This is a genomic window from Paenibacillus sp. J23TS9, assembly GCF_018403225.1.
GTDB lineage: Bacteria > Bacillota > Bacilli > Paenibacillales > Paenibacillaceae > Paenibacillus_AQ.
In genome coordinates, this window is record NZ_BOSG01000001.1 from 2,832,179 (window position 1) to 2,858,601 (window position 26,423).

20 protein-coding genes and 1 pseudogene are annotated in these 26,423 nt (G+C 47.0%); all 21 read right to left on the reverse strand.

Translation table 11 applies throughout. The features are described 5' to 3' along the window. Nucleotide 1: 1 nt before the first annotated feature. Complete coding sequence (locus KJS65_RS13295; RefSeq protein ID WP_213650217.1) at nucleotides 2-1,918, reverse strand: DUF5711 family protein; 1,917 nt, start codon at nucleotides 1,916-1,918, stop codon at nucleotides 2-4. A 104-nt stretch (nucleotides 1,919-2,022) separates the two neighbouring features. Further along, nucleotides 2,023-3,690 carry an ABC transporter substrate-binding protein gene (locus KJS65_RS13300; RefSeq protein ID WP_244864513.1) on the reverse strand — a complete coding sequence of 556 codons (1,668 nt, stop codon included), beginning with the start codon at nucleotides 3,688-3,690 and terminating at the stop codon, nucleotides 2,023-2,025. A gap of 314 nt (nucleotides 3,691-4,004) precedes the next feature. After that, nucleotides 4,005-5,126 (reverse strand): GntR family transcriptional regulator, encoded by a 1,122-nt coding sequence (locus KJS65_RS13305; RefSeq protein ID WP_213650218.1) that lies wholly within the window; start codon nucleotides 5,124-5,126, stop codon nucleotides 4,005-4,007. A 230-nt stretch (nucleotides 5,127-5,356) separates the two neighbouring features. Continuing rightward, nucleotides 5,357-7,759 (reverse strand): alpha-L-rhamnosidase-related protein, encoded by a 2,403-nt coding sequence (locus tag KJS65_RS13310; RefSeq protein WP_213650219.1) that lies wholly within the window; start codon nucleotides 7,757-7,759, stop codon nucleotides 5,357-5,359. Between the two features lie 272 nt (nucleotides 7,760-8,031). Then, nucleotides 8,032-8,493: an alpha-glucosidase C-terminal domain-containing protein gene (locus KJS65_RS13315; protein WP_213650220.1), complete on the reverse strand. Its 462-nt coding sequence runs from the start codon at nucleotides 8,491-8,493 to the stop codon at nucleotides 8,032-8,034. Nucleotides 8,494-8,570: 77 nt separating this feature from the next. After that, nucleotides 8,571-9,752, reverse strand: coding sequence for an MFS transporter (locus KJS65_RS13320; RefSeq protein ID WP_213650221.1), 1,182 nt, complete (start codon nucleotides 9,750-9,752; stop codon nucleotides 8,571-8,573). A 156-nt stretch (nucleotides 9,753-9,908) separates the two neighbouring features. Further along, on the reverse strand, nucleotides 9,909-10,667 hold the full coding sequence (locus KJS65_RS13325) for a TrmB family transcriptional regulator (protein WP_213650222.1): 759 nt from the start codon (nucleotides 10,665-10,667) through the stop codon (nucleotides 9,909-9,911). A 40-nt stretch (nucleotides 10,668-10,707) separates the two neighbouring features. Further along, nucleotides 10,708-11,499 carry a COG4705 family protein gene (locus KJS65_RS13330; protein WP_213650223.1) on the reverse strand — a complete coding sequence of 264 codons (792 nt, stop codon included), beginning with the start codon at nucleotides 11,497-11,499 and terminating at the stop codon, nucleotides 10,708-10,710. Between the two features lie 96 nt (nucleotides 11,500-11,595). Beyond that, on the reverse strand, nucleotides 11,596-12,708 hold the full coding sequence (locus KJS65_RS13335) for a sensor histidine kinase (protein ID WP_213650224.1): 1,113 nt from the start codon (nucleotides 12,706-12,708) through the stop codon (nucleotides 11,596-11,598). After that, on the reverse strand, nucleotides 12,701-13,390 hold the full coding sequence (locus KJS65_RS13340) for a response regulator transcription factor (RefSeq protein ID WP_213650225.1): 690 nt from the start codon (nucleotides 13,388-13,390) through the stop codon (nucleotides 12,701-12,703). The genes KJS65_RS13335 and KJS65_RS13340 overlap by 8 nt, the downstream gene beginning before the upstream one ends. A 98-nt stretch (nucleotides 13,391-13,488) precedes the next feature. After that, entirely contained in the window at nucleotides 13,489-14,457 is a 969-nt protein-coding gene (locus tag KJS65_RS13345; RefSeq protein ID WP_213650226.1) for a quinone oxidoreductase family protein, read from the reverse strand. A gap of 158 nt (nucleotides 14,458-14,615) precedes the next feature. After that, entirely contained in the window at nucleotides 14,616-15,446 is an 831-nt protein-coding gene (locus KJS65_RS13350; RefSeq protein WP_213650227.1) for an energy-coupling factor transporter transmembrane component T family protein, read from the reverse strand. Further along, the gene (locus KJS65_RS13355) at nucleotides 15,439-17,145 is read right to left on the reverse strand and encodes an ABC transporter ATP-binding protein (protein WP_213650228.1); all 1,707 of its coding nucleotides are present in this window, start codon (nucleotides 17,143-17,145) and stop codon (nucleotides 15,439-15,441) included. The genes KJS65_RS13350 and KJS65_RS13355 overlap by 8 nt, the downstream gene beginning before the upstream one ends. 38 nt (nucleotides 17,146-17,183) lie before the next feature. After that, entirely contained in the window at nucleotides 17,184-17,744 is a 561-nt protein-coding gene (locus tag KJS65_RS13360; protein ID WP_244864514.1) for an ECF-type riboflavin transporter substrate-binding protein, read from the reverse strand. 344 nt (nucleotides 17,745-18,088) lie between these two features. Beyond that, a pseudogene (larC, locus tag KJS65_RS29845) lies at nucleotides 18,089-19,504 on the reverse strand (nickel pincer cofactor biosynthesis protein LarC). 25 nt (nucleotides 19,505-19,529) lie between these two features. Beyond that, nucleotides 19,530-20,303 (reverse strand): nickel pincer cofactor biosynthesis protein LarB, encoded by a 774-nt coding sequence (larB, locus tag KJS65_RS13375; protein WP_213650232.1) that lies wholly within the window; start codon nucleotides 20,301-20,303, stop codon nucleotides 19,530-19,532. A gap of 30 nt (nucleotides 20,304-20,333) precedes the next feature. Further along, complete coding sequence (locus KJS65_RS13380; protein ID WP_213650233.1) at nucleotides 20,334-21,806, reverse strand: gluconokinase; 1,473 nt, start codon at nucleotides 21,804-21,806, stop codon at nucleotides 20,334-20,336. A gap of 93 nt (nucleotides 21,807-21,899) precedes the next feature. Then, nucleotides 21,900-22,703: an ATP-dependent sacrificial sulfur transferase LarE gene (gene larE / locus KJS65_RS13385; protein WP_213650234.1), complete on the reverse strand. Its 804-nt coding sequence runs from the start codon at nucleotides 22,701-22,703 to the stop codon at nucleotides 21,900-21,902. Nucleotides 22,704-22,752: 49 nt separating this feature from the next. After that, on the reverse strand, nucleotides 22,753-23,523 hold the full coding sequence (locus KJS65_RS13390) for an SDR family oxidoreductase (RefSeq protein ID WP_213650235.1): 771 nt from the start codon (nucleotides 23,521-23,523) through the stop codon (nucleotides 22,753-22,755). A 19-nt stretch (nucleotides 23,524-23,542) separates the two neighbouring features. After that, nucleotides 23,543-24,811: a nickel pincer cofactor-dependent isomerase, group 22 gene (locus KJS65_RS13395; RefSeq protein ID WP_213650236.1), complete on the reverse strand. Its 1,269-nt coding sequence runs from the start codon at nucleotides 24,809-24,811 to the stop codon at nucleotides 23,543-23,545. Between the two features lie 64 nt (nucleotides 24,812-24,875). After that, nucleotides 24,876-26,279, reverse strand: a complete 1,404-nt coding sequence (uxaC, locus tag KJS65_RS13400) for a glucuronate isomerase (RefSeq protein WP_213650237.1) — start codon at nucleotides 26,277-26,279, stop codon at nucleotides 24,876-24,878. Between the last annotated feature and the right edge of the window lie 144 nt (nucleotides 26,280-26,423).

A 26,423-nucleotide genomic window follows, 5' to 3' on the forward strand; every position in this document is an offset into this window, starting at 1 on the left:
CTCAATCATTTTCCGTCCGGATAAATTTCAAGTTGATGATTGTGATGATCATGATGACCACAAACATGGAAACACCAAGCGCAGACGCATAACCCAGATCATTGAATTTGGTCGCTGCATAATACATCTGCAAGGCCGGTACATATGTTGAATCCATCGGTCCACCGCCGGTGACAATCAGGATTCCATTAAAGTCCTGTACGATGCCGATCAGTGCCAAAATAATCAGAAACTTGAATTGCCCGGCAAGGAGCGGCAAATGAATGGAGCGGATAATCCGCGGCAGACCGGCGCCGTCTATTTTGGCTGATTCGACCAGTTCAACCGGGATGGATAAAAGCCCCGCATAGAAGACCAGCAGCTGTAAAATACCAACAAACGGAAAGCCCATGAAAATGAGCGCCCAAAGTGCTGTTTTCGGATCACCAAGCCAGCCATGGGCCCATGATCCAAGACCGATCAGTTCCAGAAAATTATTAAACAAACCCAAGTTGGGATCATACAGGTTCTGCCACACCAGCAGCATCGCAACTCCCGGAATAACCATCGATGCCGTAAATGCCGTACGGAATCCATACTGCATCCTTTTGCTGCGTAAGTGATATATTAATTCCGCGACAATGAGCGGAGGAATAATCGTCTTCACAAGTCCGGTAATGATCAGAATCAGCAAATTGCCGATTCCATGGACGACATAAGGGTCATGGAACATACGCCGGAAATTATCGAAACCGATAAACGTCGTTCTTGCGCCAGGCTGCCATTTATATAAGGAATGAAATAGTCCCGAGAATGCGGGAAAATACAGAAAGGTAAGCAGCAAAATGAATGTTGGAGCAAGTCCGAGATACACCCATTTGGATTTCCAGATGTCGTGGAACACACCAAGCCGGTTCCGCTTCTTCATCATTCGCAGACCAAGCCATATCGCGGCAATAACAACCAAGCTGGCAGCAGCCCAAAGGCCCATCCTGACTTTGCCCTCTTTTTGGGCCTGACTGACGATCGCACCTACGTCATACTTCAGAACCTGTCCATCCCCTGTACCTGCATAGAGGATCTTGCCTTCTGTATCTAGTTCCACATTTCTGCCTTGACCATTGATTTTGGTTTCCCACAATTGTTTTCCTTTATTGTCCAGCAAATAGAAATAACCGGATAAATCCGATGCCGCCAAAAATTTCCCATCTGCCGTATAAGAAATATGCGTAGCCGAATCCCTTGTTGAGATGGAATGCTGTCTCTTGCCATCTTGATCAAACCATTCGACCCTTTTTGATTCCGTGCCCACCGCTGTCTCTCCTTGATCGGATACGGCAATCGACATGATTTGGCCGCTAGCCCCGAACTTCCGAAGAACCTCGCCTTGCTCATTCATGAGATGAATGTACTGATCTGATGATGCTGCAGCTATCCATTTTCCATTTGGCGATACCTTAATCGCTTTAATGATTGCTCCAGTCTCCGCCTCGTTCTTGGGGTCTCCGGTGGCCGGGTCTATAAAAACCACATTTTCGCTGCGCTGGGTAAAAACAGCCGTAACCAAGCCGTCCAAGGAAGCGGATATGCCCTTGATCTGCAATTTCATATTTTTGTCCCAGAGCTTGGTGCCTTTCGCATCAAAAGCATAGAGATGACGATCATCCGATGACACAATTAAGTCTCCATTTTTCATAAGCTGGACCCCGGTAACAACATTTTTGGCGTCAAAACCGAAGATGGGTTCGCCATCGCTGCTGTACACATTAGCCTTGGCTCCATGACTGCCGATGGCGAGCCTGCTGCCATCCTGTGCGATGGATATGGAGGTGATATCACCAGCACCGTCTATAGACCACTTGTCTTTTGCCAATGCAGCCTGCGGAAGGAGTCCAAGAATCATCGTCAGCATTAAAAACATTCTAAAGGTTCTTCTCATATCCGGCCTCACTATCCTTTCCTGCCTACGTAAGCTTCCAAGTCATAAAGCAATGAATTCCAGTCAGCGCAAACATCCGCTTGCGCCAACTGGAATGCCTTCTTTTATTTGCGCTCAGGTGGACGTCGGTCCGGATGTTCCAGATCACTCAATTCGAATTTCTTCTCTTTAAGTGCGGCCTCGAAGTTTTTGTCTATATTCGATTGAAGCTGCTTTAAATACTCATCTGTCGTAATTTTGCCTGCAAAGAATTTTTGTACGGATCCTACCCACTCCTGTACGGAAGGTTGATAATCCCACAAGCCGCGGGCCAGTATGTTCCCCGGCATATCGATTCCCTCTGTGTTACCAATTGGTTTGAAATCAGCAAAAGCTTTCGTCATCTCATCCGGAAGGGTAATATCCTTCAGGGCCGGAGAGCCGGACAAGGAAGCATCCTTGCTGTTTTGGATGGCTTCAGCATATACCTTGTATCCTTCCGGACTTGTCAAATACATCATGAAGTCAGCATCAAGCGCATTTTGTTCAGCATCTTTGGATACAAATCCGTAGAAACCGATTGGAATCTGAATGGTACGGGCAGGAGCCATGACTTCAGCGCCTTCCATCGTTGGCATATTGAAAAATCCGTATTCAAACGGCTTAACCCCGCCTTGGGTACCGGACTTCGTGCCATCCGCGAAATCTTTAGGCAGCTGCCAATAAGACGCTGGAGTGCCGAGCATTGTCGCTGCTTTTCCTGTGAGGAATAATTTATAGGCCTGTTCTTCCTTCACGCCGAAAAATCCTTCGGGAGTGTATTGGAACAGCTGCTTCAGGTTATCCGCATATGCTTTCCATTGCGGGTTGCCCGCAATTTTGTACGGACCTTCCTTTTCCTTGACTGCCTTCCATTGGCGAAGCGGATCCTTGGTTACGTTGCTGTTGGCATCGTTATACGGATCTGACAGATCATATTTCCATTTGTCGTCAACCTCCGGCAGGTATGTGTAATCCTGATCCTGCGAACGAACGATATTCACATAATCACGCAGGAATTGATCCGCGTATACCCGCACCAGCCATCCGGCCTGACCGCTCCACATGGACTGGGAATCTCCACCGAGCGCAAGCGGCGTATATCCCGCTTCCTTCAGCTTTTTAAAATCATCCATCATTTCATTAAAGGTTTTGGGAACTTCGGAAATGCCTACCTTTTGGAAAATTTCCTTATTGTAAGCCCATACAATTTGAACCGACTCAAAATTCAACGTCCAAATATGATCCTCGGCGCCCATGGCTTCAATATTGGTACCCATGGCCTTAAGATCCAGCGAATCCTTCCAGGCTTTATTGGTGTATGGATTGGTCTTTTCGAAATAAGGAAGATAATCCATAAACTTGCCGCTTGATTGAAGCGCAGCTACGGAGTTGTTCGCTACAAGGTCCACATCCGGTTGACCTGCCGCAAATTGTGCCGTGAGCCATTCGGTATAACCGTCAGCCGGTTTGTGGTCGACCTTGACGGTGACATCAGGATTTTTCTTCATATAAGCATCCGCAACCGCATTCCACACCGTAGACGAAGCATTAGGAAGAGAAATGATAATTTTCCCGCTCAGCTTGGAAGCCGCCGGTTCATCCGTTTTCTCTTCAGTTTTTGTTTCAGCGGGCTTCGTCCCCGGATCTACCACCGAACCGGTATCCGTGGTCCCACTCTTGCCGCAGGCAGTGAGCATGGACACCAACATAAGGACACCGACAAAAACAGTCATACCTTTTCTTTTGTTCACCTGAATCCCCCTCTGGAATAAAATAAAAGAATGAGAATAAAGCGCATTCATGTCTTCGCTAAGATGAACCCAGTCATAGTTAAAGTATAAATATTATTTCTTTGTATACTTTTCATAATTAAGTATACGGTATACTTTAGCCCAACGCAATCATTTTTTCCATTTCAGACCCGAATTAAGCCCTTCCTGATATGTAAGCATGCCAGTAGAGTATACTTATTGTATAAACTTGTCGACGGAGAATCCCTCAATGCCTGCAATTTATCAAAAAACTCCCCGCAACGCAGGGAGCTCCATTTATTCCAATATGCAATTTACTTTTTGGAAGGCTTCGGCGGTACGGGCGCCGCAGTCGTGTCCCTCAAAATCACGGTCGGAACAATTTCATCCCTGACCGATCCATCTTCTTGATCCTTAAGCTCGAACAAGAGAATCTCGGCTGCGCGTTGTCCCAGCTTCCGCGTATTTTGATTTACCGTCGAAAGTCTAGGGTACGTAAATTCACTGATCTCCACATCATCATAGCCCATAATGCTGACATCTTCCGGGATCCGGATGCCCATGTCCCTCGCAGCATTCATAGCTCCAATCGCCTTGAAGTCACTTGTTGCAAATACGGCTGTAGGAGGCTCCTTCAAGGCCATCAGCGACATGAACCCACGATAGCCCATGTCTCCCCGCTCATCTTCGCCTTGAATAACGGCAATCAGATCCTGATTAAACGGAATCTGGTGCTGAGCCAATGCCAGACGGTAACCCTGCAGGCGTAATGAGAATTCCTGATTCAATTCCAGGATCGAGTTCCCTGTCAGGATCACCCCGATATTACGATGTCCCAGCGATATCAAATGCTGTGTAGCCAGATATCCGCCAGTCAAATTATCAACAATGACATACGGAATGCCCAGATGCGGATAATAGAAATGAACGGTCACGATACGCCGCTTCTCTTCCTGCCACGCTGTGAGATGCGAAATATCAAATGAATGATTAGTTGTCAGCAAAATAATTCCCGCCTGCGGGTCATCCGGCAGCTCATAATTTTCCCCGAAATTCCAGAGGTAGAATTCAATCCCGTTCTCCTCGCATACCTCCTGGATCCCCTTGAACATATCCGTGAAAAACGGATGATTGAAGGTGCTTACCTCCTGATTTTTATGAGCAAAATAAATGGTCCGGATCACCTGTGAAGCCGGTGCCGCGACATTCTCATTCACGAAGCTTCCCTTTCCCCGTATCCGGTATATATAGCCCTCTTGCACCAGATCGGAAAGAGCACGACGAGATGTAATCTCACTGGTGTTATACTCTTTAGCCATATCAATTTGTGTCGGTAGGGGATCATGCGGCTTCAATTCCCCGTTCTCAATCTTGCGTTTAATATCATTCATAATATATTGATACATCGGCGTCTTATCCGATTTTTCCATGACCATACTAATATCACTCCCTACAGAATGAGTTAAGTATACTTTAAGGTGCCGTTTTCCGCAAGTTTAAACCGTTTTTTCATGGAGTCTTCGGCTAAAGAATAGATTTGCGCTGTCATACCCTTTCAAAGTTTATTCGTTGGTTTATTCTCTCTGAAAATAAAAAGGCAGCATATGCCCTATGGGCTTAAGCTGCCTTAAAGTATCCGTCGTGACGATTACGGAATCAATGAGAGTTACTTTCCTTCACGGATGGCGATCTTATCTGCATTCCCGTTGATGCAAATCGGAATTTTTCCTGAAATACATACTTTGCCTTCCTTTTGAACCAAATCCATATGATCTAAGTCCGGCGTGCTCCAGGTAACATCGGCAGGAAGTACAGCCTTGAAAAGGATTCGTCCATCCGCTTCTCTCTCCCATCGGGCATGGATTTCTCCATATGCACTCGGCACTGTAGCTTCCGCCCAGTCGATACCTTCAACGATCGTCGGGTGAAATGCGATTGCTCCTGTGCCGGCCTCAGACATATCAATGCCAACCAGTTCTCTGCTCAACAGATAGGTAGGCGATGCTCCCCATCCATGAGAGAGACTTACCGGTATAGAATCCTGCAAATAGGTTGGCGTGTGACCAAGGTACGGACTTGGCGTCGTGACAAACGGAAGCGATGGATCGAATGTTTCCCACCAGGTCGTCGCTCCCCGGTCCAGCATCTCTCCCCAGTAACTTCGAATCTGAGTGATTGCTTGCTCCGCAAATCCATAGCTGAACAAGGTTTCAAGTACGATAAATTGAAAAAATGCGCCGCGGATCGGCGGTAGCTGTTCCTGAAGGTAATAATCCCTGATAAAAGCTTCCGCCTCCCCGTCTTCCATCACTCCCGACCAGGCGGCTGCGAAATTCGTCTGTGCAGTTATGCTGGTCGATAGTCCTTCATCTGTCAAGCAATCCGCGAAAACGAATGTTCCCGGCACGCGCAGCCGATGACGGATGGATAGACGCAGGGCTGCCGCTTGCTCCAAGAAAACTGCCGCAGTTCCGGATTCACTCAGCTCCGCTGCCATCAGAGCAGCCGTAATCAAGAACTTATAATAGAAGCAGGATACGGCTGTCACCCTGTCCTTTCGTTCAATATCATCTGTCCAATCGATAAAACACCACCAGCTGTCCCGATTCGCATTTGCAAACAGACCGGATTCGTCCTCCTGAGCTTTAAACCAGGAGACAAGCTTTTCCACATAAGGCCATACTTCATGTAAAAAGGCTTTATCTTGCGTATATAAGTAATACTCCGAGACACCAAAGAGCCAATGTGCGCAAAAATCAGGCAGCAGAAAGGGGTTACGCTGCGGACCTGTACCTGCAATGGAGCCGTCAGGGTTCTGAATCCTTGCTGCCTGCATCAGCGATTTGCGGATCAGTTCCGTATCGCTGAAGGTTTGATAGACCACCTTTGCCATAATGACTGAATCGGCAACCCATAGCGCTGCTTCTCTATGCGGGCAATCCTCGAAATGATTTTGACTGTTGACGATGGTGGTATACCTTCCCGTCTCCCAAATGCGGTTAAGCCGCTCATCACTGCAGCGGAATTCACCGCCCCCGCTGTACGGATAATGTACAAACCGAAGCTCAAGCCGTTCAATTTGCAGCGGAACCGGCGTTGCCATCACTGCCGCCTTCATGAATCGGAACGCTCTTCTCCCTAGAGGAGTAAGCTTGTTGCGGCCTTTTCGCAGCAGAAACGTATCCGCCAGAGCCAGCTCGAGCGACTCGCCGTAATACAGCTGCAGGACACCACCCTGCTCAGCATAGACTTCAAGCTCCGGATATCCCACCACTTCTTTTCCGAAATCATATGTGATTTGCGGGTACGAACCCGGTACCGACGCATCCACCTCGACAGCCTTCATCCCATACTTTCGTTTCTCAGCTAACAGACCTTCTGGCGATAGTATGCCTCCAAAGTAAGACTCCGCAGCCACAACTGCCTCCGGGCTTATCCACGTCTCCTGTAAAAACGGTATTTCACGCGGAAGTAACCGGGGCCATACCGACTCCGGATGCTCCGCCTCTGAGACCGTGACAGCAAACGGCCACGCCGAATCATCATACTCCGGCTCCTCCCAACCGTCATCCTCCGCCATATCAATCATTTCCCGGTATCCACCCCATAAGTGAAGCCGGCTGACGCCTTCCTTCCAGCGCGGGGAACGTCTGCATTTCCAATCTGAACCGCTTGCGATGCTCCGGGTCACGATTCCTTGAGAGGCATCCTCTTCGTTCAGGTCAAGCTGGCAGATCAGACCGCCTGGACCCTGCAGCTGATGGGTTACAATCGGATCTTTGCCGAAGTTATGAGCGACCAGCGCAATTACATTCACGCCTTCACGTAAATCATTGGCAGCATCATAAGTGTCATAGGACATCCATTTCAAATCTGCAGGTGCTGGCCCCCTGCCAACCTCCATGCCGTTGATATATAGCTTATAGGATTGGTTGGCGCTTACACGCAGCATCGCGGATTCAACCGGCTGATTGATTTTAAAGGTTGTTCTCGCCTCCACATAAACATTGTTAGCGGAAGCCGTGTCCGGCGCCCATATCCAATTGGCACTCCAATGCTCTGTTCCCATGCCTCTATCCTCCCTGTCTGTCATTCATTCCATGTAGATGGATTGCATCGGCTGGCTCTCCCCTCTCTACAGGACTGAGTTTACAAATATTTGTTTTTCCTTTTCTTGATCAATTAAGTATTCTTATTAATATTATAATATACTTTGTTAGCTTTTCCTAGAGATAAATATACGATAACAGTAAAGTTCTTCGGAACATTCTTTGTCTAAAAAAAAGACTGCCGGGCTCATCATAGCCTGGCAGTCTTTTTTATTGGATCATTCTGTTGTTATCATAGTAAAATTGCAAAAGCTTCATAAGGCCGCAGCATCATTTTATTCGATAATATGATCTCCGGATATACAGACACCCGCAAGTCTCCATCTAAGAAGTCAGGGTTCAAGTCAAAATCGAGAGATTCCTTGCTCCAATTGGACACAATCAAAAAACGTTTCCCATCCAAACTTCGCTCATAAGCGAAAACTTGAGTATGGTCAGGCGCGGCGAGCTTAAATTCCCCGTGAGCCAGCATTCCATTAATGAGCGCATCTTTCCGGAGAAGTGTTAATTTTCCATAGAAATCGAGCAGCGAGTCCCGACTGATGGCTGCTTCTGCATTCTTCGGGTCCACCAAGTTTTGTTTGTATTTCGCTTCCGATTTATATTCATTCACCACAGCATTATTGCCAATATCCGGTTCATCCGTTGGATCCTGCACTGGGCTGCCCTGCATCAACTGAAGCGTCAACGCCATGCATTTGGCTGATTCAAAAAGATAGGCTCCATTCATAACAGCACCGTTACTTTCGTAACAGCAATCCCTCCCCGCATTTACTGTAAAGTATGAGCTGCCGCATCATTGGATGCTTTACTGCGTGCCTTCCATTTGATCGACATCAGTGCAGACCCCAGCGCTAACACAACGAAAATAACTCCGACCCAACCGTTGTAATAAACAGATGAGTTTTCAATGACAATACCGCCGATCGCGGAACCCAGCGCAATGCCGATATGCGATGCTGAACTGTTCAAGCTTTGCTGGATATTAGCCGACTCCGGCGCCGATTTAATCAGATAGCTCTGCAAAGACGGAGAGATGGACCAGCTCAAAGCGCTCCACACGATCATAACGATCAGGCAGACATAAACAGAAACCGTTGACAGCGGCATGAGGAACATGACAACGGCAAATACACTCACGATTGCCAGAATGCTCTTCTCTGCTCCGAATTTATCTGTAACCCAGCCTCCAAGGCCGCCGCCCATGACCGCAGCAATGCCGAAGATCAAATAAAACAAGCTCAGTGCCGAAGCTCCCAGATGCAAAGTATCCTGCAGAAAAGGTGTCAAATAAGCATATAACGTTAAATGGCCCGTGAGCATCAGAACCGAAATAAGCTGTCCAAATATGATTTTCCCGTTTTTCAAAGAGGCCAGCTGCTGACGAAGCGGAATCGCGGCCTCCGGCTGTGTCTTGGGTATGAAAATCTGAATAGCGATTAACGAAAGGACCGACAATGCCGTAATCATGATAAACGGAGCACGCCAGCCGAAAGCATTCCCCAGCATCATTCCGAATGGAACGCCGAGCACGAGCGATCCGCTTACGCCCATGAAGATCACTCCGATCGCTCTGGCCTTATATTGTTCTTCCGCCATTCGCGAAGCCATGGTAATCGACATGACCGTAATCAGCGCGCTGCTTGCAGCCGACAAAATCCGTGCAATGACCATGATCATAAAATTAGGACTTAACGAAGATAGCACATTACCGATAATGAATACTAGCAATGCATATTGGTACAGTCTTTTCCGTTCCATCCGGGCGGTTGCCGTAAGGAGCAGCGGACCCGACAGAGCGAAAATAATAGAATACAGCGTAATAAGCTGACCCGCTGTGCTTAAAGAAATATGAAGATCTCTTGAGATCAAATCGAGAATGCCGCCTACAATCAGCTCTACCATGCCTGTCACAAAACAGGCAATCGCCAAAATGTAAATTTTAAAATTCATATGCTTCGTTGTGCTCCCTTCTCTGTGATGTCATCCATGTGTCTTTTTGGTTACTACCGTAATAGTAACTTATAAACAACTCATCATCAAGCAGAAATTTCAGGCACAAAAAAACGGACAGAGTACCCTCTATCCGCCAAGCAAACAGCCCTAATTTTAATACCGCAGCTGCAGGAGCTGCGCCATAATCTCCTTGTCCTTCATTAAGACATCGTTATATTTGGTTGTAATTTTGCTGAGAAGCACATCATGATAGAAATAATCCGTAAACACTCGCACAAACGGTTGCGATCTCGTTTTAATGGCCTGCCATTCGTTATTTTCCACTCCGGCAAATATCACCTCGGCATCATCAACAATAAGCAGCCTGAAACGTTCCAGAGAAACATGCTCCTCGTTCGGTTCCATGATTACCAAATGATTCAATCCGCTCCGGATTTCTCCGACTGCCAGCGCTTCTACAGAAATCCCTTCCCGCTCCTTCTCCTCAAGAATGGGCAGATATTTGTGAAAATCATCCTTCCAGGACGAGTACCTGATCGTGGTATTGGCGTCAAGCATCATCTGCTTGATCTGCGAATCAATGGAGGTATCCGCTTTCAGGCTCCATACCCGGTCATCTACAATCTCTTTCTGCAGCTTTTGCTGCTCCAGCTCCTTGATATCGGACTGGAACTCTGCAGTCAGCTTTTCGATAACCAGCGGCAGAGCCAAAGCCGTATACAGCTTTTTCTTTTCCGAAATCGACTCCATCACCATCCCTTTCTCTACCATGCGGGAAATGACTTCGTAAATCTTCGCTTTTGGCACGCCGGAATGCTTCACAATCATCGTGGCGTCCATAGGCTGCATTGTAGCAGCAAGTGCTTCATAGACTTTGCTTTCATACTGGGAAAATCCGAATTTATGCAACAACGTCTTCCAACCCCGATCTATCGAACTTACTATTAATGTATCATAAATCAGGGTTCTGAGGAATCTTCAGCTCGTCCACCCGGGACTTCGTCAGGTAGATGACCAGACACAGAATGATCATAAGGAATGCCATACTCGTCACAGTAGTTCCGAGTCCCAGTCCACCTTCGTCTTGAGGCTGGGATAAGTAATCGCCAATGGAAGCTCCGAAAGGCCGGGTCAGAACATATCCAAACCAAAAGGCAAATACCCCATTTAGCTTAAACCGGAAAAAGGCAAGGGTAACAGCTCCAATCAGAGCTGCAAAAATAATGGCCGATAACGCGTAACCCAGGTTCAAACCCTCTGCCATGAGATCCCCGGCAGCAGTACCTAGTGCAAAGGTGAACAGGATAGTCAGCCAATAAAAAAGCTCACGTTTACGTGTGTTTATCGAGTGAATGGAAAGTGTCTTTTCACTTGCGTACCAAGCTGCAAAGGTTGCTAACAGAGCAATCGCGAAAATAATCGTGGCTGTTGAGAGCGCCATGCCCAGATTGTCGACCAGGTTATCGGTAACCAATGTGCCGACCACGCTGATCAGAACAACCGCCAGCCAATATAGTGACGGGATATACTTTTCACACCTGATCTGGAAGAATAGCACCAGCAAGAGCAGTACTGCCATTAATAGGGATGTACTTGATAAACCCCAATTCAGATTGAAATTCAAAAAGTCAGCAGCTGTCTCCCCTACCGTGGTAGCCATAATTTTAATAATCCAGAAAAAAATCGTTACTTGCGGTACCTTGCCCAGCAGCAGATTGTCCTTTTTAAGACTAACATCATTCATTCGCTAATCCTCCTCATGTATCTCAGCATTTTCCTAACCATACATGCTTTGTATGAGAACTCCATGAGAATTTACGTTAGTCTGAAATGACAGAACTCACTGATCCGTACCTGTCTGCGTATCCAAGGGCAATCTCACTTCAAATAGCGTCCGGATGTGGCTGCTTTGAACGGTTACCGTCCCTTCATGCTGCTCCACAATGTTTTTGGTGATAAACAGGCCAATACCTGTGCTTCCCGATGGATGCGTTCGGGCTTGATCGCCGGTATATAACATATCAAAAATATGCGGCAGATCCTTCGGGTCAATACAAGCTCCGTAATTGATGACCTGTACAACTACATCTTTCATATCTACAAAACCATGGATGTCAATAAACCCGCCTTCACTTCCATAGCGAATCGCATTCGTTAGGAGATTCTCGAACACGCGAGCCAGCAGCTCACCATCCCCGCAAATGTTCAACTCCCGATCCACAGACAATTTCGCTGTTACATCATTTTTCTCGAAAACAGGGTAAAACTCTTCATTTAACTGCATCAGCAGCTCACTGAGATCAAACGGCTTTTTATCAAGATTCAACCGGCCGTAGTTCATCCGGGCAATTTCAAACAATTCATCGATCAGCTTTTGCAAACGCTGCGACTTGGTATAAGCAATCGTGGTATAGTGCCTGGCCTGTTCCGCTGACATTTCATTGTCCTTCAGAATAAAATCCAGATACCCGATGACTGAGGTCAGGGGTGTACGAAGATCATGAGCCAGGTTCAGAACCAGCTGATCCTTGCTGTTCTCCGCATAATCCCCTCTCTCTACCGCTTCCTGGAGCTTTTTCATTGCCAGATTAATGTCGGCTCCGATGGCTCCGAATTCATCCTTGGATGAAATCCGGACCTCATGGGTAAACTCCCCCGCCGCCAGCTGGTGAATCCCTTTGGAAATTTTTTTGAAATATGAAGCGTAGGACTTGGTAAGCAAGAAAAAAAACAAAATGGCCAGCGGGATAAAAATGATCAGAAAGGAATTTACATCGCCAATGTCTCTCATAACATACCGTATTTTTGTCAGCGGATTCTCGAAGCGAACCTCTGACCGGTAGTAATGCTGAAGTATTTTATAGATCGCAAAGGTGATACTGCCGGATATCAGCATGCTGCCCATCAGCAGCAGAATCATACGTGTCCGAAAGCTGAATAATATCTTACCCATGGAGCGTATAGCCTACCCCCCACACCGTTTTAATAAATTTGTTCTTATCTTCGCCGAGCTTTTTCCGTAAGGTACGGATATGCACCATTACTGTATTTCCGCCTTCGAAGTAGTCCTCGCCCCATACCTGCTCAAATATATTTTCAGCGCTGAACACTTTCTTGGGATGTCTGGCCATCAGGTACAAAATATCAAATTCCTTAGGTGTGAGTTCAATGGTATCCCCATACAGGTCCACAGTCCGCTGTTCGGGATAAATGACCAATCCCCCTACCTCAATAACCGGTTTGCTTGCCGGAGCCAATTGGGTCAGCTGCATGATCCGCCGTAGATGGGCGTTCACGCGGGCAACCAGCTCCATTGGATTAAACGGCTTGGTCATGTAGTCATCCGCCCCGCGAACCAGCCCCTCGATCTTATCTAAATCTGATGCTTTAGCGCTCAAAAATATGATCGGCATATAATATTGTTCCCGGATCTGTCTTGTTACTTCATAACCATCAAATTTGGGCATCATAATATCCAAAATCGCCAGATCAATGGGCTGCGTATGAACAGCCTGGATGGCATCCTGCCCGTTATGTACTGTAATGCAGTGATAACCTTCTTTTTTCAAATGTAATTCTATCAATCCCGCAATTTCTTGTTCATCGTCTGCGATTAAAATCGTAATACGATTCATTTCATCCCCTCCATTACCAACTTAACATAAGATGTCCGTAAATGACAAAAAAGCGCCGTTAAGCGGCGCCTTTGTACTGGTTGAAGCTTGTTTATTTTTTAAGGTATCAGTAAAATCTTGCCCGTACTCTTGCGGCTTTCTAAAAACCGGTGCGCCTCTGCACCTTCATGCAGTCTGAAAACAGCCGGCTCTCCCAATATCAGCCGTCCTTTTCTCACCTCAGAGAACAGGGATTCAGCACGATGGATTCGTTCACTCTTTGTGGTGACATGATTCCACAGATCCCCTCCCGTTAGCGTTTTGGAAGTATCCATCAGCATTCTTGGATCAACGGGCTGCGGGTCACCGCCTGACATGCCGTAGAATACAACCGCTCCTTTGGTACGGACAACCGCAAAGCTGTCCATCAGCGTTGAGCCGACAGAATCATATGCAACACGAACGCCATCTCCATCGGATGACCAGGCTGGAACTGCTTTTGTCCAAGCTTCCTGATACAGCATAACTTCGTCCGCACCTGCTTCCAATGCCACCTTTTTCTTAGCGTCGGTTGAGGTCAATCCGAACACCCGGGCACCTTTAGCTTTGCATAATTGTGTCAGCAGCTGGCCTACCCCGCCTGCCACAGCATGTATAAGAACCTCATCCCCAGCCTGCACCCGGTAACTGTCATTCGCAAGATAATGTGCAGTTAATCCCTGCAATAGCAAGGAAGAAGCCTGTTCAAACGATATATCATCAGGTAGGGGTATTATTTTCTCATCGGGAACGGACACCCGCTCCGCATTTGCCAATGGAACATCTGCAAAAGCAACCCGGTCGCCTATATGCAAGCCGCTGACACCCGGCCCCACCTGCTCAATCACACCTGCACCTTCATAGCCAAGAATATATGGAGGCATTCCTGTTAAATGATAATTACCTTTTCTACGGTAAATATCAGCAAAATTAAGACCAATCGCCTTCATCTTGACGATAACATGCCCGGCAGAGATCTCCGGATCTGGGATATCCCTGTATTCTAACACTTCCGGTCCACCGAACTGATCAAACACCAAGGCTTTCAAGGGCTTACCTCCTTTTTCTTCTATTCTGACTCGCTTATTGTAACATATACCAGCATTTCTTCTTAAACGAACGGCCGGTTTAGTCGAGCTAACATAAAAAAGAGAAACCAGGTATGTTTGCTCCGGCTTCTCGTATTCTAATAACATCGTTTGAAATCTTATGAAAATGGATACCAAAAATTCTTGAGCACTTTGACCTTCAACCAGATGCCCCCCCCAAGCAAAACGACACCGAGGACAGCAAATATCCAGTCCATGGGTTCCATGTCTTTGCCGTTGTACCAGGTACGGCGCTTCTGCGTGCCAAATCCGCGCAGTTCCATCGCATTGGTGACGGAATCGATCCGGTGAAGGGCTGACTGTAGAACAGGAACGACGACTGCCGCTAAATTGCGAAGACGCTGCATAATGCTGCCATCCTCTTTGGATATCCCCATTCCGCGTGCTTGCATCGAATTCAGGGTGCTGCGGAACTCTTCCGTCAGATCCGGGATATACCGCAGTGCAATGCTGACCGCATATGCGATTTTATATGGAATGCCGATCCGGTTCAGACTGCTGGCAAAAGCGCTGGGCTGCGTGGTGAAAATACACAGGATCGTTATCGGCAGCAGCGTCAAGTACTTCGCCGACAAAGTCAAAACATAAAACAACGTTTCCGTATTGATCGTATTATAACCGAGCGGGATGACGGGCGTGTTCGTACCGGTGAGCCTGGTTCCAAACGTCGGTGTAATAAGCAGGATGAAGATTCCGTTCAGCACAGTAAAAATAATCATCAGCCAGAACAAAAAGGCCATCCGCTTAAATGGAATACCGGCAGTAACAAGCAGCGTAATGCCAACGATAAGCATCGGCACAAACACACGCAAATCCAAAAACATGTAAGTCATGACCGTCCAGGCCATAAACAACACCAGCTTGACAGCTCCATCCAGCCGGTGAAACAGCGAGCTCCCCGTCACATAGAGGCTTCCCGTTCTATTCATGGCCTTTCCCCTTTTTCTCTTCGTTAATAAATGCCTGCACGAACCGCTCCGGGGATGCCAGCCCGTTCGCTTTGGCAAACAAGGACAGCGAGGTCTCCTTCAGGTGGGCAGCTTCGGTAATCTCCGGACTGCTTAGAACAGCCGTAACCGAATCCTCGGCAATCACCCGGCCTCCGCTTAGAACGATTGCCCGGGCAGCATACTCGAGCGCCAGGTACATGTCATGGGTAATCAAGAGAAATCCCATGCCGCGGCTGGATAAGGATTCGATAAAATCCATAAATTCTTTATAATGATGATAATCTTGTCCGGCGGTTGGCTCATCCAGAATGATGATTTTCGGCTCCAATACGAGTATGGAGGCGATACTGAGCCGTTTCTTCTGCCCATAACTGAGCGCGGAGACCGGCCAATTGCGGAACGGGTACAGCCCGCAAATCCTCAGCGCGTTTTCAACACGTTCCTTGATTTCTGCAGCGGGTATACCCCTGACTTTCAGCCCTAGTCCAACCTCTTCCGCAATCATATGCTGCGTAATCATCCGGTTCGGATTCTGCATCACATACCCGATGGCTTCGCCCCGGCGGCGGATGGACCAAGTGCTGATATCCTGTCCGTCATAGAACATCCTGCCGGAATGCGGCTTCAGAATACCCGTAATCAACTGCGACAGCGTAGATTTGCCGGCTCCATTATTACCAAGCAGTGCAACAATTTCACCCGCTCCGATTTGCAGAGAAACATCCTGAATGACCAGATGCTTCGGATCATAACCAAACGTAATCCCGCTGACCTCCAGTAATGCATGCGAATACTCACGTTCCTGCTTGACTCCCGTTTGTTCGCTCCACGTATCAAGCTTGGGTTTCAATCCGGGAATATCCAGCGGCCGGGGAAAACTCAGTCCTTTTACATCCCTAATCGGAATGCCTGCATGTTCAAGGGCTTCTACATAAAGCGGCGGTCTGAGGCCGTAGCTGCGGAGGATACCGGATGATAAAACTTCATCCGGTGTACTCATGGCTGCAATCCGTCCTTCATTCATCAGCACGATACGATCCACCGCTTGCTGCAGCACGTCCTCGACACGGTGCTCGATAATGATAATCGTCTTGCCGCTCTCCCGGTGAATATCGTCGATGAGCTGCATAGCCTTACGCCCGCTGGCCGGATCAAGATTCGCCAGAGGCTCATCGAATAGAAGCACATCTGCATCGGTGGATAGAACACCCGCCAAGGAGACATGTTGCTTTTGCCCTCCCGACAGTTCATACGGGCTATGCTCGATATATTCGAGCATGTCGACCATATTCAGTGAGGCCGCTACCTTCTGCTTCATCTGCTGGCGCGGCATCATTTTGTTTTCCAAGACAAAGGCTGTATCCTCGGCAACCGTAAGCCCCACGAACTGGGAATCCTGATCCTGCAGGATCGTCCCAACCGTGCGGCTCAATTCAAAAATGCTTAAGTCCGAAGGGTTTTGACCGGCAATCTTTAAGCTGCCTGTGGCTTCTCCCCCGTATGTAAAAGGAATAAGCCCATTGATACAATGGGCCAATGTCGATTTGCCAGATCCGCTGGGTCCTGCAATCCAGATCTTCTCCCCCGGATAAATATCCAGCGTAATCTCTTTTAGCGTAGGCTCTGACTGATTTTTATATTTAAATCCATAATGTTGAAACGAGATGATTGGCTGCATAACGTTTAAAACTCCTATCCATTCAGTGCTCTCCACACTTACTCGTTGACGCTCAAATTGCTGACTTTGGCGTTTCTCTTCGCGAAGCCGATCACGGCCGGAACGCCAAGCACCAGAAACACGATCATATTCGAAATCGAAGCTGCAGTTACCTGTACAACCAATTTGTCAGACGGCTCTCCCATGAAGGCAATATCAAACCATCCGGAGAACAGCAGCGATAAAATGATGCCGACAATGCCGTAAATAACGAACAAACCGATATGCTTCCCTTTATAAATACCATTCTGCGGGTCAAATCCTTTGGACAAATAGATAAGTCCCATAAATGCGGCGGTAATGCCTGAGCCGAGGGCCCAACCCCACCATACCGTGCCGCTGGTCAACAGATCATTGAGCACGTGGCCGATCAACCCGGCAATAAACCCGACAACCGGGCCGAACAGGGCGCCAAAAATCGCCAGCAGAGCAATCGCCGGACGCAGCGAGGTATCGGGTCCCACAGGAATTCCAATAAAGCTGGTGGCTCCATACAGGGCCGCACCGATGCCTATGGTCACCACAGTTCTTGTGTTTAACTGAAAAATGGATTTTTTCAAAGCAGAGTCACCTTTCTCAAACGTGATATTCAATAACTTCAATGTCCAAATACGAACATTAAACATTAATGGTACTATAAATATAAGTGCACTAGAGCATGAAGGCAAAACTTTTTTTGGAAAATGGACAAAAGAGTTTCTTCAACAAAGTGCGGACTGACGCGAAAATGGCCTATTAGAAACAAAAATACCCATTTCCTTTATCGGAAATTAGGTATTTTGGTGATTGTTTGCTTTTTCATCATCAAGGCCGCCCAAGACGCAGTCTCTGTTTTTTACGTAATAAAACTCACGGCCACTCCTTACTCCTCCTAACTTATCTAGCTGCAATCTTATACAGTGGGTTACTCTCCTGCTGATTTCCACACCTGCTCATAGACCTTTTTCAAGGGGATATCATGCTGCAGGGCGATACGCTTGCAGTCCTCAAACTCCGGAGCCCATTGAACGGCTTTCCCGCCGTATATTCCCTTTTTCACGGTTACCGGTCCCCATTCCGTCGGTACCTGTTCAAAGATTCTCTCCAGCCGATGTACAGTCAGAGGATAATACCGTATGCCCAAGGTTGTGGTCTCCCTGAAAACAATCGCTTTCATCCGGTCTACATTTTCTTGGGAACAAAGCAATTGCAGCATCGTTCCCGGTCTGTTTTTTTTCATATAAATGGGAGTATAATATACATCGTTTGCTCCGCTTTCCAAAAGCAGGTCCATGACGTGTCCGAGCCATTCTCCGGGAATATCATCAAAATTCACTTCCATTTTCACCATGTCATGATCCAGATGTTCATGATTCGGAGGAAAACGGGAATCCATGATGCATGCTCCTCTCCTATGAAGGGAATTTTGTTATTCTAATGTAACTTCATTATGCACAGGCTATTCACCAATAATGACCCGCAGCACATTCGGATGATCCGGAAAGGTTTTGGTTCCGGCCCCATATCCAATGGACTCAACTTTAATAGAAGGAATCGGCCCGAACTCTTCCGCTAGCACGGAGACAATCGCTGCTCCTGTTGGAGTCGTCAGTTCCGCTCTGACATCCGATTGTTCAAGAGGCGTTCCTTTTAATATCTCAAGTGTGGCAGGTGCAGGAACCGGATAAATGCCATGATCAATACGTATTTTTCCTTTTCCCACCGGTACGGGCGATGACTTGATTACAGCGATGTCCATTTGATGAATCAGGATGGCGGCACCCACAATGTCAATAATCGAATCTACTGCGCCCACCTCATGAAAATGTACTTTCTCTAAAGGAACGCCATGAATCCGCCCTTCCGCTTCTCCGATTTTCTTGAAAATCTTAAGCGCAATATCTTTTACCGGGTCCTCAAATCCAGCTCCCTCAATCATATGAACGATATCTTTATAAGATCGATGATCGTGATCATGATGATGCGTGTGCCCACCATGGCTATAACTATGCTCATGCGTATGAGACACATGCTCGTGACTGTGGCTATGCTCATGATCATGACTATGACCGTGGCTGTGACCGTGATCATGATCGTGCTCATGGCTGTGATCATGGTCGTGTTTATGACTATGATCGTGACTATGGCTATGTTCAGGGTGATGTTCATGCGTGCGGGAATCTTCAACTTTTAACAGCACGTCGAATTTGGTTGCAGTGATTCCGTTCTTATTGACATTCCCCCACTTCAAATCATACTCTTCCTCAATATGAAGCTTTTTCAGTTCCTCCTTTAACTTGTCGGGATCAGCACCTGCATCTATAAGAGCACCGATAAACATATCCCCGCTGATACCGGAAAAGCAGTCAAGATAAAGTGTCTTCAATTCTTTTCTCCCCCTTTTGTACAAGCCGGTGAATCAGGGCAGCGTTATACCCTCCGCCGAATCCGTTATCAATATTGACAACACTGATGCCTGATGCGCATGAATTTAACATCGTCAATAAGGCCGAAAGGCCATGAAAGCTTGCCCCATATCCGATGCTTGTCGGGACAGCGATCACAGGATGGGAGACCAGTCCGCCAACGACGCTTGGCAGAGCTCCTTCCATTCCGGCAACCACAACAGAGACCGTTGCATTCTGTATCTCTTCCGCATGGCTTAACAGTCGATGAATCCCAGCAACGCCCACATCATAGATTCGGTGTACCCTGCTCCCTAACACTTCTGCGGTGACCGCTGCTTCCTCCGCTACTCTAAGATCAGAGGTCCCTGCGGCAATGACAGCGATATACCCCTTGAAATTCTCTTCGCTGCCTGTCTCCTCTTTCCAAAATAAAATCTGTGCTGTCTCGTCATAGCTAAAATCCGGACAAGAATTTTGGACGATCTCAGCCTTGTCCCTTGAAATTCTCGTAACCAGAACGCTGTTGCGCTTCGCTTGCAAAGCTTGCGCTATAGAAATGATTTGCCCGGCTGTTTTGCCTTCTCCATACACGATCTCGGGAAATCCCTGCCTTTTTTTTCGGTGATGATCCACTTTTGCAAAACCCAAGTCTTCAAAAGTAGCTAATTTCATCTTTGCTTCCGCAACACTCAGAGTCCCTTTTTGAACCTGCTCCAAAATTTCATCAAGCATTCATTTCAACCCCTCAATTTCAAACTGGAATTAAAATAATTCAACGATTTTTTTAACCAGTTTTTCATAGCTGTCATAGATCCGTTTATATCGTTTGCTGTTTTCCGGATTTGGAATGACGGGTGTTCCCATGGGGATATTCCGTTTAATTTCTTCGAAGGAATCTACTCTCCCCGTGGCCACCAAAGCCGTCCATGCCGCACCCCATGCGGCGCTATGATGGTTCTCTGAAATATAAATCTCTGCTTCAAATACATCCGCCATCATTTGCAGCCATTCCGAAGATCTGGACAGGCCGCCATTCACATATATTTTCTTGGGTTCCCCCGCTATTTTTTCCAAAGCTTTACCGATTTGATAGAGATTAAAAGTGATGCCCTCCAGCACGGCACGGATGAAATGCTCTTTTTGATGTGTCACCGCAATACCATAAAAATTCCCCTTGGCTCGTTGATTCCAGATAGGGGCTCGCTCACCATTTATATAAGGAAGAAAAAGAAGACCTTCAGAGCCCGGTTCAACATGTCCAGCCGCCTTCAGAAATTGTTCAAAACTCCCTTGATCATTCAATAAATCCTTCAACCATTGCAGGGCGATGCCGCCGTTATTCGTCGGCCCTCCGATAATGGCTGTGTCCTTGGTGAAAGAGTAGCAGAATGTTTCTTGATTTTCACTCACCTGAATATGGCTTGTTAATTGCCGGATCGCCCCGCTCGTACCCACGGAAACTGCAACTTCACCAGGGAGTATCGCACCAATTCCCAAATTGGCCAGCTGTCCGTCTGCAGCACCGATCGCAAAAGGAATGTCTTCTTGGAGTCCCATTTGTTCCGCAATATCCTTTTTGATTCCACGGAGTATCGTTGTCGGAGGAACAATGGTTGACAGCTGATCCTCGGAGATACCCGTCATTTGCAGCAATTCCTCATCCCAGCTCAGCGTTGTTGGGTTAAATAATCCGGTTGCAGATGCCATCGAATAATCAATCATTCTCTCCCCGAACCAGCAATATATTAAATACTCCTTAATCGACATCAAGTATGCGGCATGCAGGTAGGGTGCATAACGGGTTTCTTTCATCCATAATATTTTCAAAAATGGAGTCATCGGGTGAATGGGTGTTCCAGTTCTTGCATAAATTTCTCTTCCCTTGCTTTCGCTAACCCGATCCGCCTGATCGGAGCTTCTTCCGTCGGCCCATATCAACGCAGGAGATAACGGTTTGCCTTGCTCATCCACAATCGCAAGTGAATGCATGGCAGCAGAAAAACCGAGTGAGATCAGCTCGTTTTTGACAATTCCCGCTTTTCGGACCGCTTCCCTGATCGCCAGCACAGCGGATCTCTCTATGGCAGCCGGATCCTGCTCGACCCATCCTTGCTGCGGATAATGAAAAGAGTTCATTTCCTCGGCTTCCGCGATTAAATTCCCATGAATGTTAAACACACAAGCTTTCACGCTTGTCGTTCCGATGTCCAGTCCAATGACAAGCTCTCTTGACATGCTTCATCTTCCTTTACATTTAGCCATAAGTAATAAATCATATGAAAGATTTGGTCTTGCGCTTGTTAAACACTTATCCGTGAAAAATTATAATTATATAGAAAGAACTTTATTCATGCTGCCGCTTTGATATCCAAGTAAATCAAGGGTCACGTATTTATATCCATAGTCCTGAAGCTTGCTTACGATCAATTCATGATTCTCCAAAATGATGTTCATATCCTTCGGCTCCACTTCGATTCTTGCCGTTTCCTGATGTGTACGAACCCGGACTTGGCGGATATGAAGGGATTTTAAATAGGCTTCCGCTTTTTCCACCTTGTTCAGCTTTTCTTTGGTGATAAAATCACCATAAGCAATTCTTGAGGACAGACAAGCAAAGGATGGCTTTTCCCATGTAGGCAGTCCAAATTCTTTTGACAGCTCCCTGATCTCCTCTTTATATAAACCGGCTTCCAAAAGAGGTCCGCGTATGCCCCGCTCCTTTGCTGCCTGCATTCCCGGGCGGAATTCATTCATATCATCAGCTATGACACCGTATACAATATTTTCGAAAGCTTTTTCGTTTAATACAGGCACCAAATGGTCAAACAAGCTGCTTTTACAGAAATAGCATCGATTTTTGGTGTTTTCCGCATAGCCTGGGATTGCGAGCTCAGAAGTTTCAATGACCTGATGTTTTGCACCAATTAATTCAGCCAGCTCGATGGCTTCTTCAAGCTCTGTTGAGGGATAGGTTTCCGAATCGGCCGTTACCGCAAGCACATGGTCAGCCCCTAATGTGTCCACTGCAGCTTTTAATAAAAATGTACTATCTACCCCTCCTGAGAATGCCACAACGACAGAGTTCATGTCTCGAAGGATCGACTGTAATTTTTCATATTTTTCGGTCTGCATTGTCTTTTCCCCCTCATAATACGTTCATTTGCTAATCTGCGTAGCATTCTTAGATCGTCATACTTCCAAATCCGCCGTCAACCCGAAGCAATGTACCTGTGATAAAGCTGGAGGCTTTTTCCGAAGCCAGCAAAATAGCGGCTCCCTTCAGCTCTTCGGGTGTACCAAACCGGTTCATCGGGGTATGCTTCATGATTGATTCAATGCGGTCCGGACTTAGTATTTTTTGATTTTGTTCAGCCGGGAAGAACCCGGGGATAATGGCATTAACACGAATTCCTGCAGGCGCGAATTCCCGGGCTAAAAACTGGGTTACACTGTTGAGCCCTGCTTTGGAAACGGAATAGGTAAAGACCTTGGATAATGGTGTCGTAGAAGAAACAGAAGAAATATTGATGATGCTTCCGTTTCGTTTTTGTTCAATCATGCGCTTGGAAAAAATTTGGCAGGTTATCACAATGCCTTTTAAGTTCACATCCATAATGTCATCCCACTCTTCCATACCCAGGTCGAAGAATGGCGTGGAACTGTTTTTGCCGGGAGCATTTAAGAGAATATCCCAGCCACCGGACCATTCCTCAATTTCCGAAGCCACCTGGATGAGCGAATCCCGCGAACTCACATCTGCCTGAAAGGCTTTCGCCTCTCCGCCTTTGCTTTGAATGCTGTTTACAACATCCTGTGCCTTGTCGAGATTGCGGCCCACAATCGCTACTCTTGCCCCCTGCTCAGCGAAGCCGGCTGCGATAGAGGAACCCAGCACGCTGTTTCCTCCAATAGCTACCGCTGTTTTCCCCGTCAAATCAAATAAATTCGTCATGTATCAGCTCTCCCTTGGTTTATGTTAAATTCCCATGTTCATTAAAGGAAAAATCATACGGTTCGGAACACAGCTCCATCTGCGGATGCTGCTTCACGTATTCGAACAATGCCTCCGAAACTTCAATTTCACTTAGTACCAACGTGTTTTTGATGCGTACCATTTTGGCCTGGTTAAAATCCAGAACATTGCTTGTTTTAATGGCGGCTTGAATCGCTTCGCGGTCATTTGGCAGCGTTGTTGCGATCTTGGTCGGCGCGACGACAGTCGATGTCAAACCATTGGCATACGTGACTTCCAGGTCCATCTTATCCACCAGCCGCTGCGTCGTAAAATCCGCCGTTCCCACGCCGTTGGCATTTCCTTCGGTTTGGGGAGTCAAGTCCAGGACCACCATTTTATTTACATCCGGCCCACCGTGCGCGTACGGTGTTGGATAACGCCCCGTGATGTTGGGATCCATGCCGTCGCCGCTGATGTTTTTGCCGATTTCATCAATGACAAGCACCTCGAGCTGATCAAAAAACAGCTTAGGCAGCAGCTCTTTGGCTTTCATCTGCAGGTCCGGTTCTTTTTCGATAATCTCTTCAGGTGTAAGCACTTCAACGACAGCTACTTTGTCAAAAGCATTCTCCACAGTAGCGACGCCAAACAGCACAGGCTTCTGATCCATGATCATCCTGGCCATGGCCGGAACATTTTCCGCCATATATTTAAACCCCAGCTGATGACAGGCCTCCGCCCCTCTTTGCTTGCCCAGGCCGATGCTGATCATCTTCATGATGCCGCTTTCAACAGGCCCTCTAAAAGCCGTATGCGGCTTCACGCGATTAATGACGACAATGCCGTCTGCCGCTGCGGCGTATTTGTCCAAATAGACGGGAAGTCCGTTAGGCAATTCTCCCAGCTGAACGACTTCCATGGAAGAACGAATCTCGCAGCCGGCGCTTGCCTCGGTGATGCCAAGATGTGCAAGCACTTCACGCTGCCCTTCTGCTGTTGCGCCTCCATGGCTGCCCATGCTCGGGACAATGAAGGGCTCCGCTCCGGCATCCTTCAGTGCCTTTACGGTTACTGCCGTTAATTCCACGATGCGATCAAGCCCTCTGCTGCCGACCGCGATGGCAACTTTCATGCCAGGCTTGATCGTTTCTTGAATATGCGCCTGCTGCAGCTTAGCCCCAAGTTCACTGCCAAGGTCATCGATCATGTTATTTTCGAAATTCACTTTCACTTTGGCCATCTTCGGGATCGGAATATCCTTTAACAGTTCCTGAAGAATTCCCATACTTTCATTCACTCCTTTTCGTATTTTGCTGATTACAAATGAATGAACTGCTCCTATTTAAGAATTATCTATGCAAGAAAAATTTTTCGGCATTATAGTAGCCAATATTTTTAACCATTTGCTCGAGAAACTTCATATCATTCGTAATGAGTCCATTTTCCACCCAATCGCCTAAAATATTGCATAAAATACGGCGGAAGTATTCGTGACGGGCATAGGAGAGAAAGCTCCGAGAGTCAGTCAGCATTCCTATAAAGTGGCTTAGAAGACCGACATTCGCCAAATCCCGCATTTGTTTCTCCATTCCGTCAATATGATCGTTAAACCACCATCCGGAACCGAATTGGATCTTGCCCGGCACATCTTCCTCATAGAAATTCCCCATCATACCGGCAAGAACGGCGTTATCCTTGGGATTGAGATTAAACAATACAGTCCTTGGCAGTGTGTCTTCTTGATTTAAAGCGTCAAGAAAGCGAGATAATCCTGCCGCTAAATTCGTTTCGCCGACGGAATCAAAACCAGTATCCGTACCTATAAGGTTTTTCATCTGGGTATTGTTATTGCGAAGCGCGCCCATATGCAGCTGCATGACCCACTGTTTCCCGGCGTACATCTTTCCCAGCTCTTTGAGTAAATACGAGCGGTAGGCAGCAATGTCAGCGCCTGAAAGCTGTTCATCCTGAAGTCTTTTGCTAAAAATTCCGGATATTTCTTCTTTTGTTGATTCAATTTCCTCCATATTCGGAATATCATGATCAGATGCACGACCGCCATTTTCATGAAAGAAGTCTACTCTGCTGCTCAATGCGCTTAAAAAGACGTCGAACGAATTTATTTTCTGGCCCGATACCACTTCCAGCTTTTCAATCCAGCTTACAAAGGCAGGACGCTCAATGAAAAGGGCTCCATCCGGACGAAACGTAGGCGCAATGATTGACTTGAAGGAATTATCCCGGTTTAGCAGCTGATGATATTCCAGTGTGGACAAGGGGTCATCGGTTGTGCCGATAAACTGGACATTAGATCTTTCAATTAAGGCGCGTGGCAGGAACTCAGGCTTTTGTAATTTTTCGTTACATTCATCCCAGATTTCACGTGCTGTGGCCGGACTGAGTATTTTTTCAATGCCGAATACATTTTTAAGTTCCAGATGAGTCCAGTGATACAGAGGATTACCAATTAAATAAGGTACCGTTTCAGCCCAAGCCATGAATTTCTCCCAGTCCTCGGCATCTCCCGTAATGAATCTCTCGCCGATTCCATGCATCCGCATCGTGCGCCATTTATAATGGTCTCCGCCGAGCCATAACTGGGTAATATTTTTGTAAGGCTTGTTCTCCCATACCTCTTTGGGGTCCAGGTGACAATGAAAATCGAAAATCGGTAAGTCTTTTGCCGTATCCTCATATAATCTGATCGCCGTATCGGTATTCAATAGAAAGTGGTTATCCATAAATTTTTTCATTCGGTATCTCCTCCTAAATGAATGTTGACTCTCTGTAAATTGTTACGTATATTTAATTTGTTTAATGAACTAACTAACACAAGAGTAACTTATCAATTTCATTATATTTTGTCAATTAACGATCGTATAACCGTATAGCCGTTC

Coding starts and splice junctions, on each gene's coding strand:
- KJS65_RS13295 (WP_213650217.1), bottom strand. CDS start 1,918: ATGAGAAGAACCTTTAGAATGTTTTTAATGCTGACGATGATTCTTGGA.
- KJS65_RS13305 (WP_213650218.1), bottom strand. CDS start 5,126: ATGGTCATGGAAAAATCGGATAAGACGCCGATGTATCAATATATTATG.
- KJS65_RS13310 (WP_213650219.1), bottom strand. CDS start 7,759: ATGGGAACAGAGCATTGGAGTGCCAATTGGATATGGGCGCCGGACACG.
- KJS65_RS13315 (WP_213650220.1), bottom strand. CDS start 8,493: ATGGCGTTGACGCTTCAGTTGATGCAGGGCAGCCCAGTGCAGGATCCA.
- KJS65_RS13320 (WP_213650221.1), bottom strand. CDS start 9,752: ATGAATTTTAAAATTTACATTTTGGCGATTGCCTGTTTTGTGACAGGC.
- KJS65_RS13330 (WP_213650223.1), bottom strand. CDS start 11,499: ATGAATGATGTTAGTCTTAAAAAGGACAATCTGCTGCTGGGCAAGGTA.
- KJS65_RS13335 (WP_213650224.1), bottom strand. CDS start 12,708: ATGGGTAAGATATTATTCAGCTTTCGGACACGTATGATTCTGCTGCTG.
- KJS65_RS13340 (WP_213650225.1), bottom strand. CDS start 13,390: ATGAATCGTATTACGATTTTAATCGCAGACGATGAACAAGAAATTGCG.
- KJS65_RS13350 (WP_213650227.1), bottom strand. CDS start 15,446: ATGAATAGAACGGGAAGCCTCTATGTGACGGGGAGCTCGCTGTTTCAC.
- KJS65_RS13355 (WP_213650228.1), bottom strand. CDS start 17,145: ATGCAGCCAATCATCTCGTTTCAACATTATGGATTTAAATATAAAAAT.
- larB (WP_213650232.1), bottom strand. CDS start 20,303: ATGCTTGATGAAATTTTGGAGCAGGTTCAAAAAGGGACTCTGAGTGTT.
- KJS65_RS13380 (WP_213650233.1), bottom strand. CDS start 21,806: ATGTCAAGAGAGCTTGTCATTGGACTGGACATCGGAACGACAAGCGTG.
- larE (WP_213650234.1), bottom strand. CDS start 22,703: ATGCAGACCGAAAAATATGAAAAATTACAGTCGATCCTTCGAGACATG.
- KJS65_RS13390 (WP_213650235.1), bottom strand. CDS start 23,523: ATGACGAATTTATTTGATTTGACGGGGAAAACAGCGGTAGCTATTGGA.
- KJS65_RS13395 (WP_213650236.1), bottom strand. CDS start 24,811: ATGGGAATTCTTCAGGAACTGTTAAAGGATATTCCGATCCCGAAGATG.
- uxaC (WP_213650237.1), bottom strand. CDS start 26,279: ATGAAAAAATTTATGGATAACCACTTTCTATTGAATACCGATACGGCG.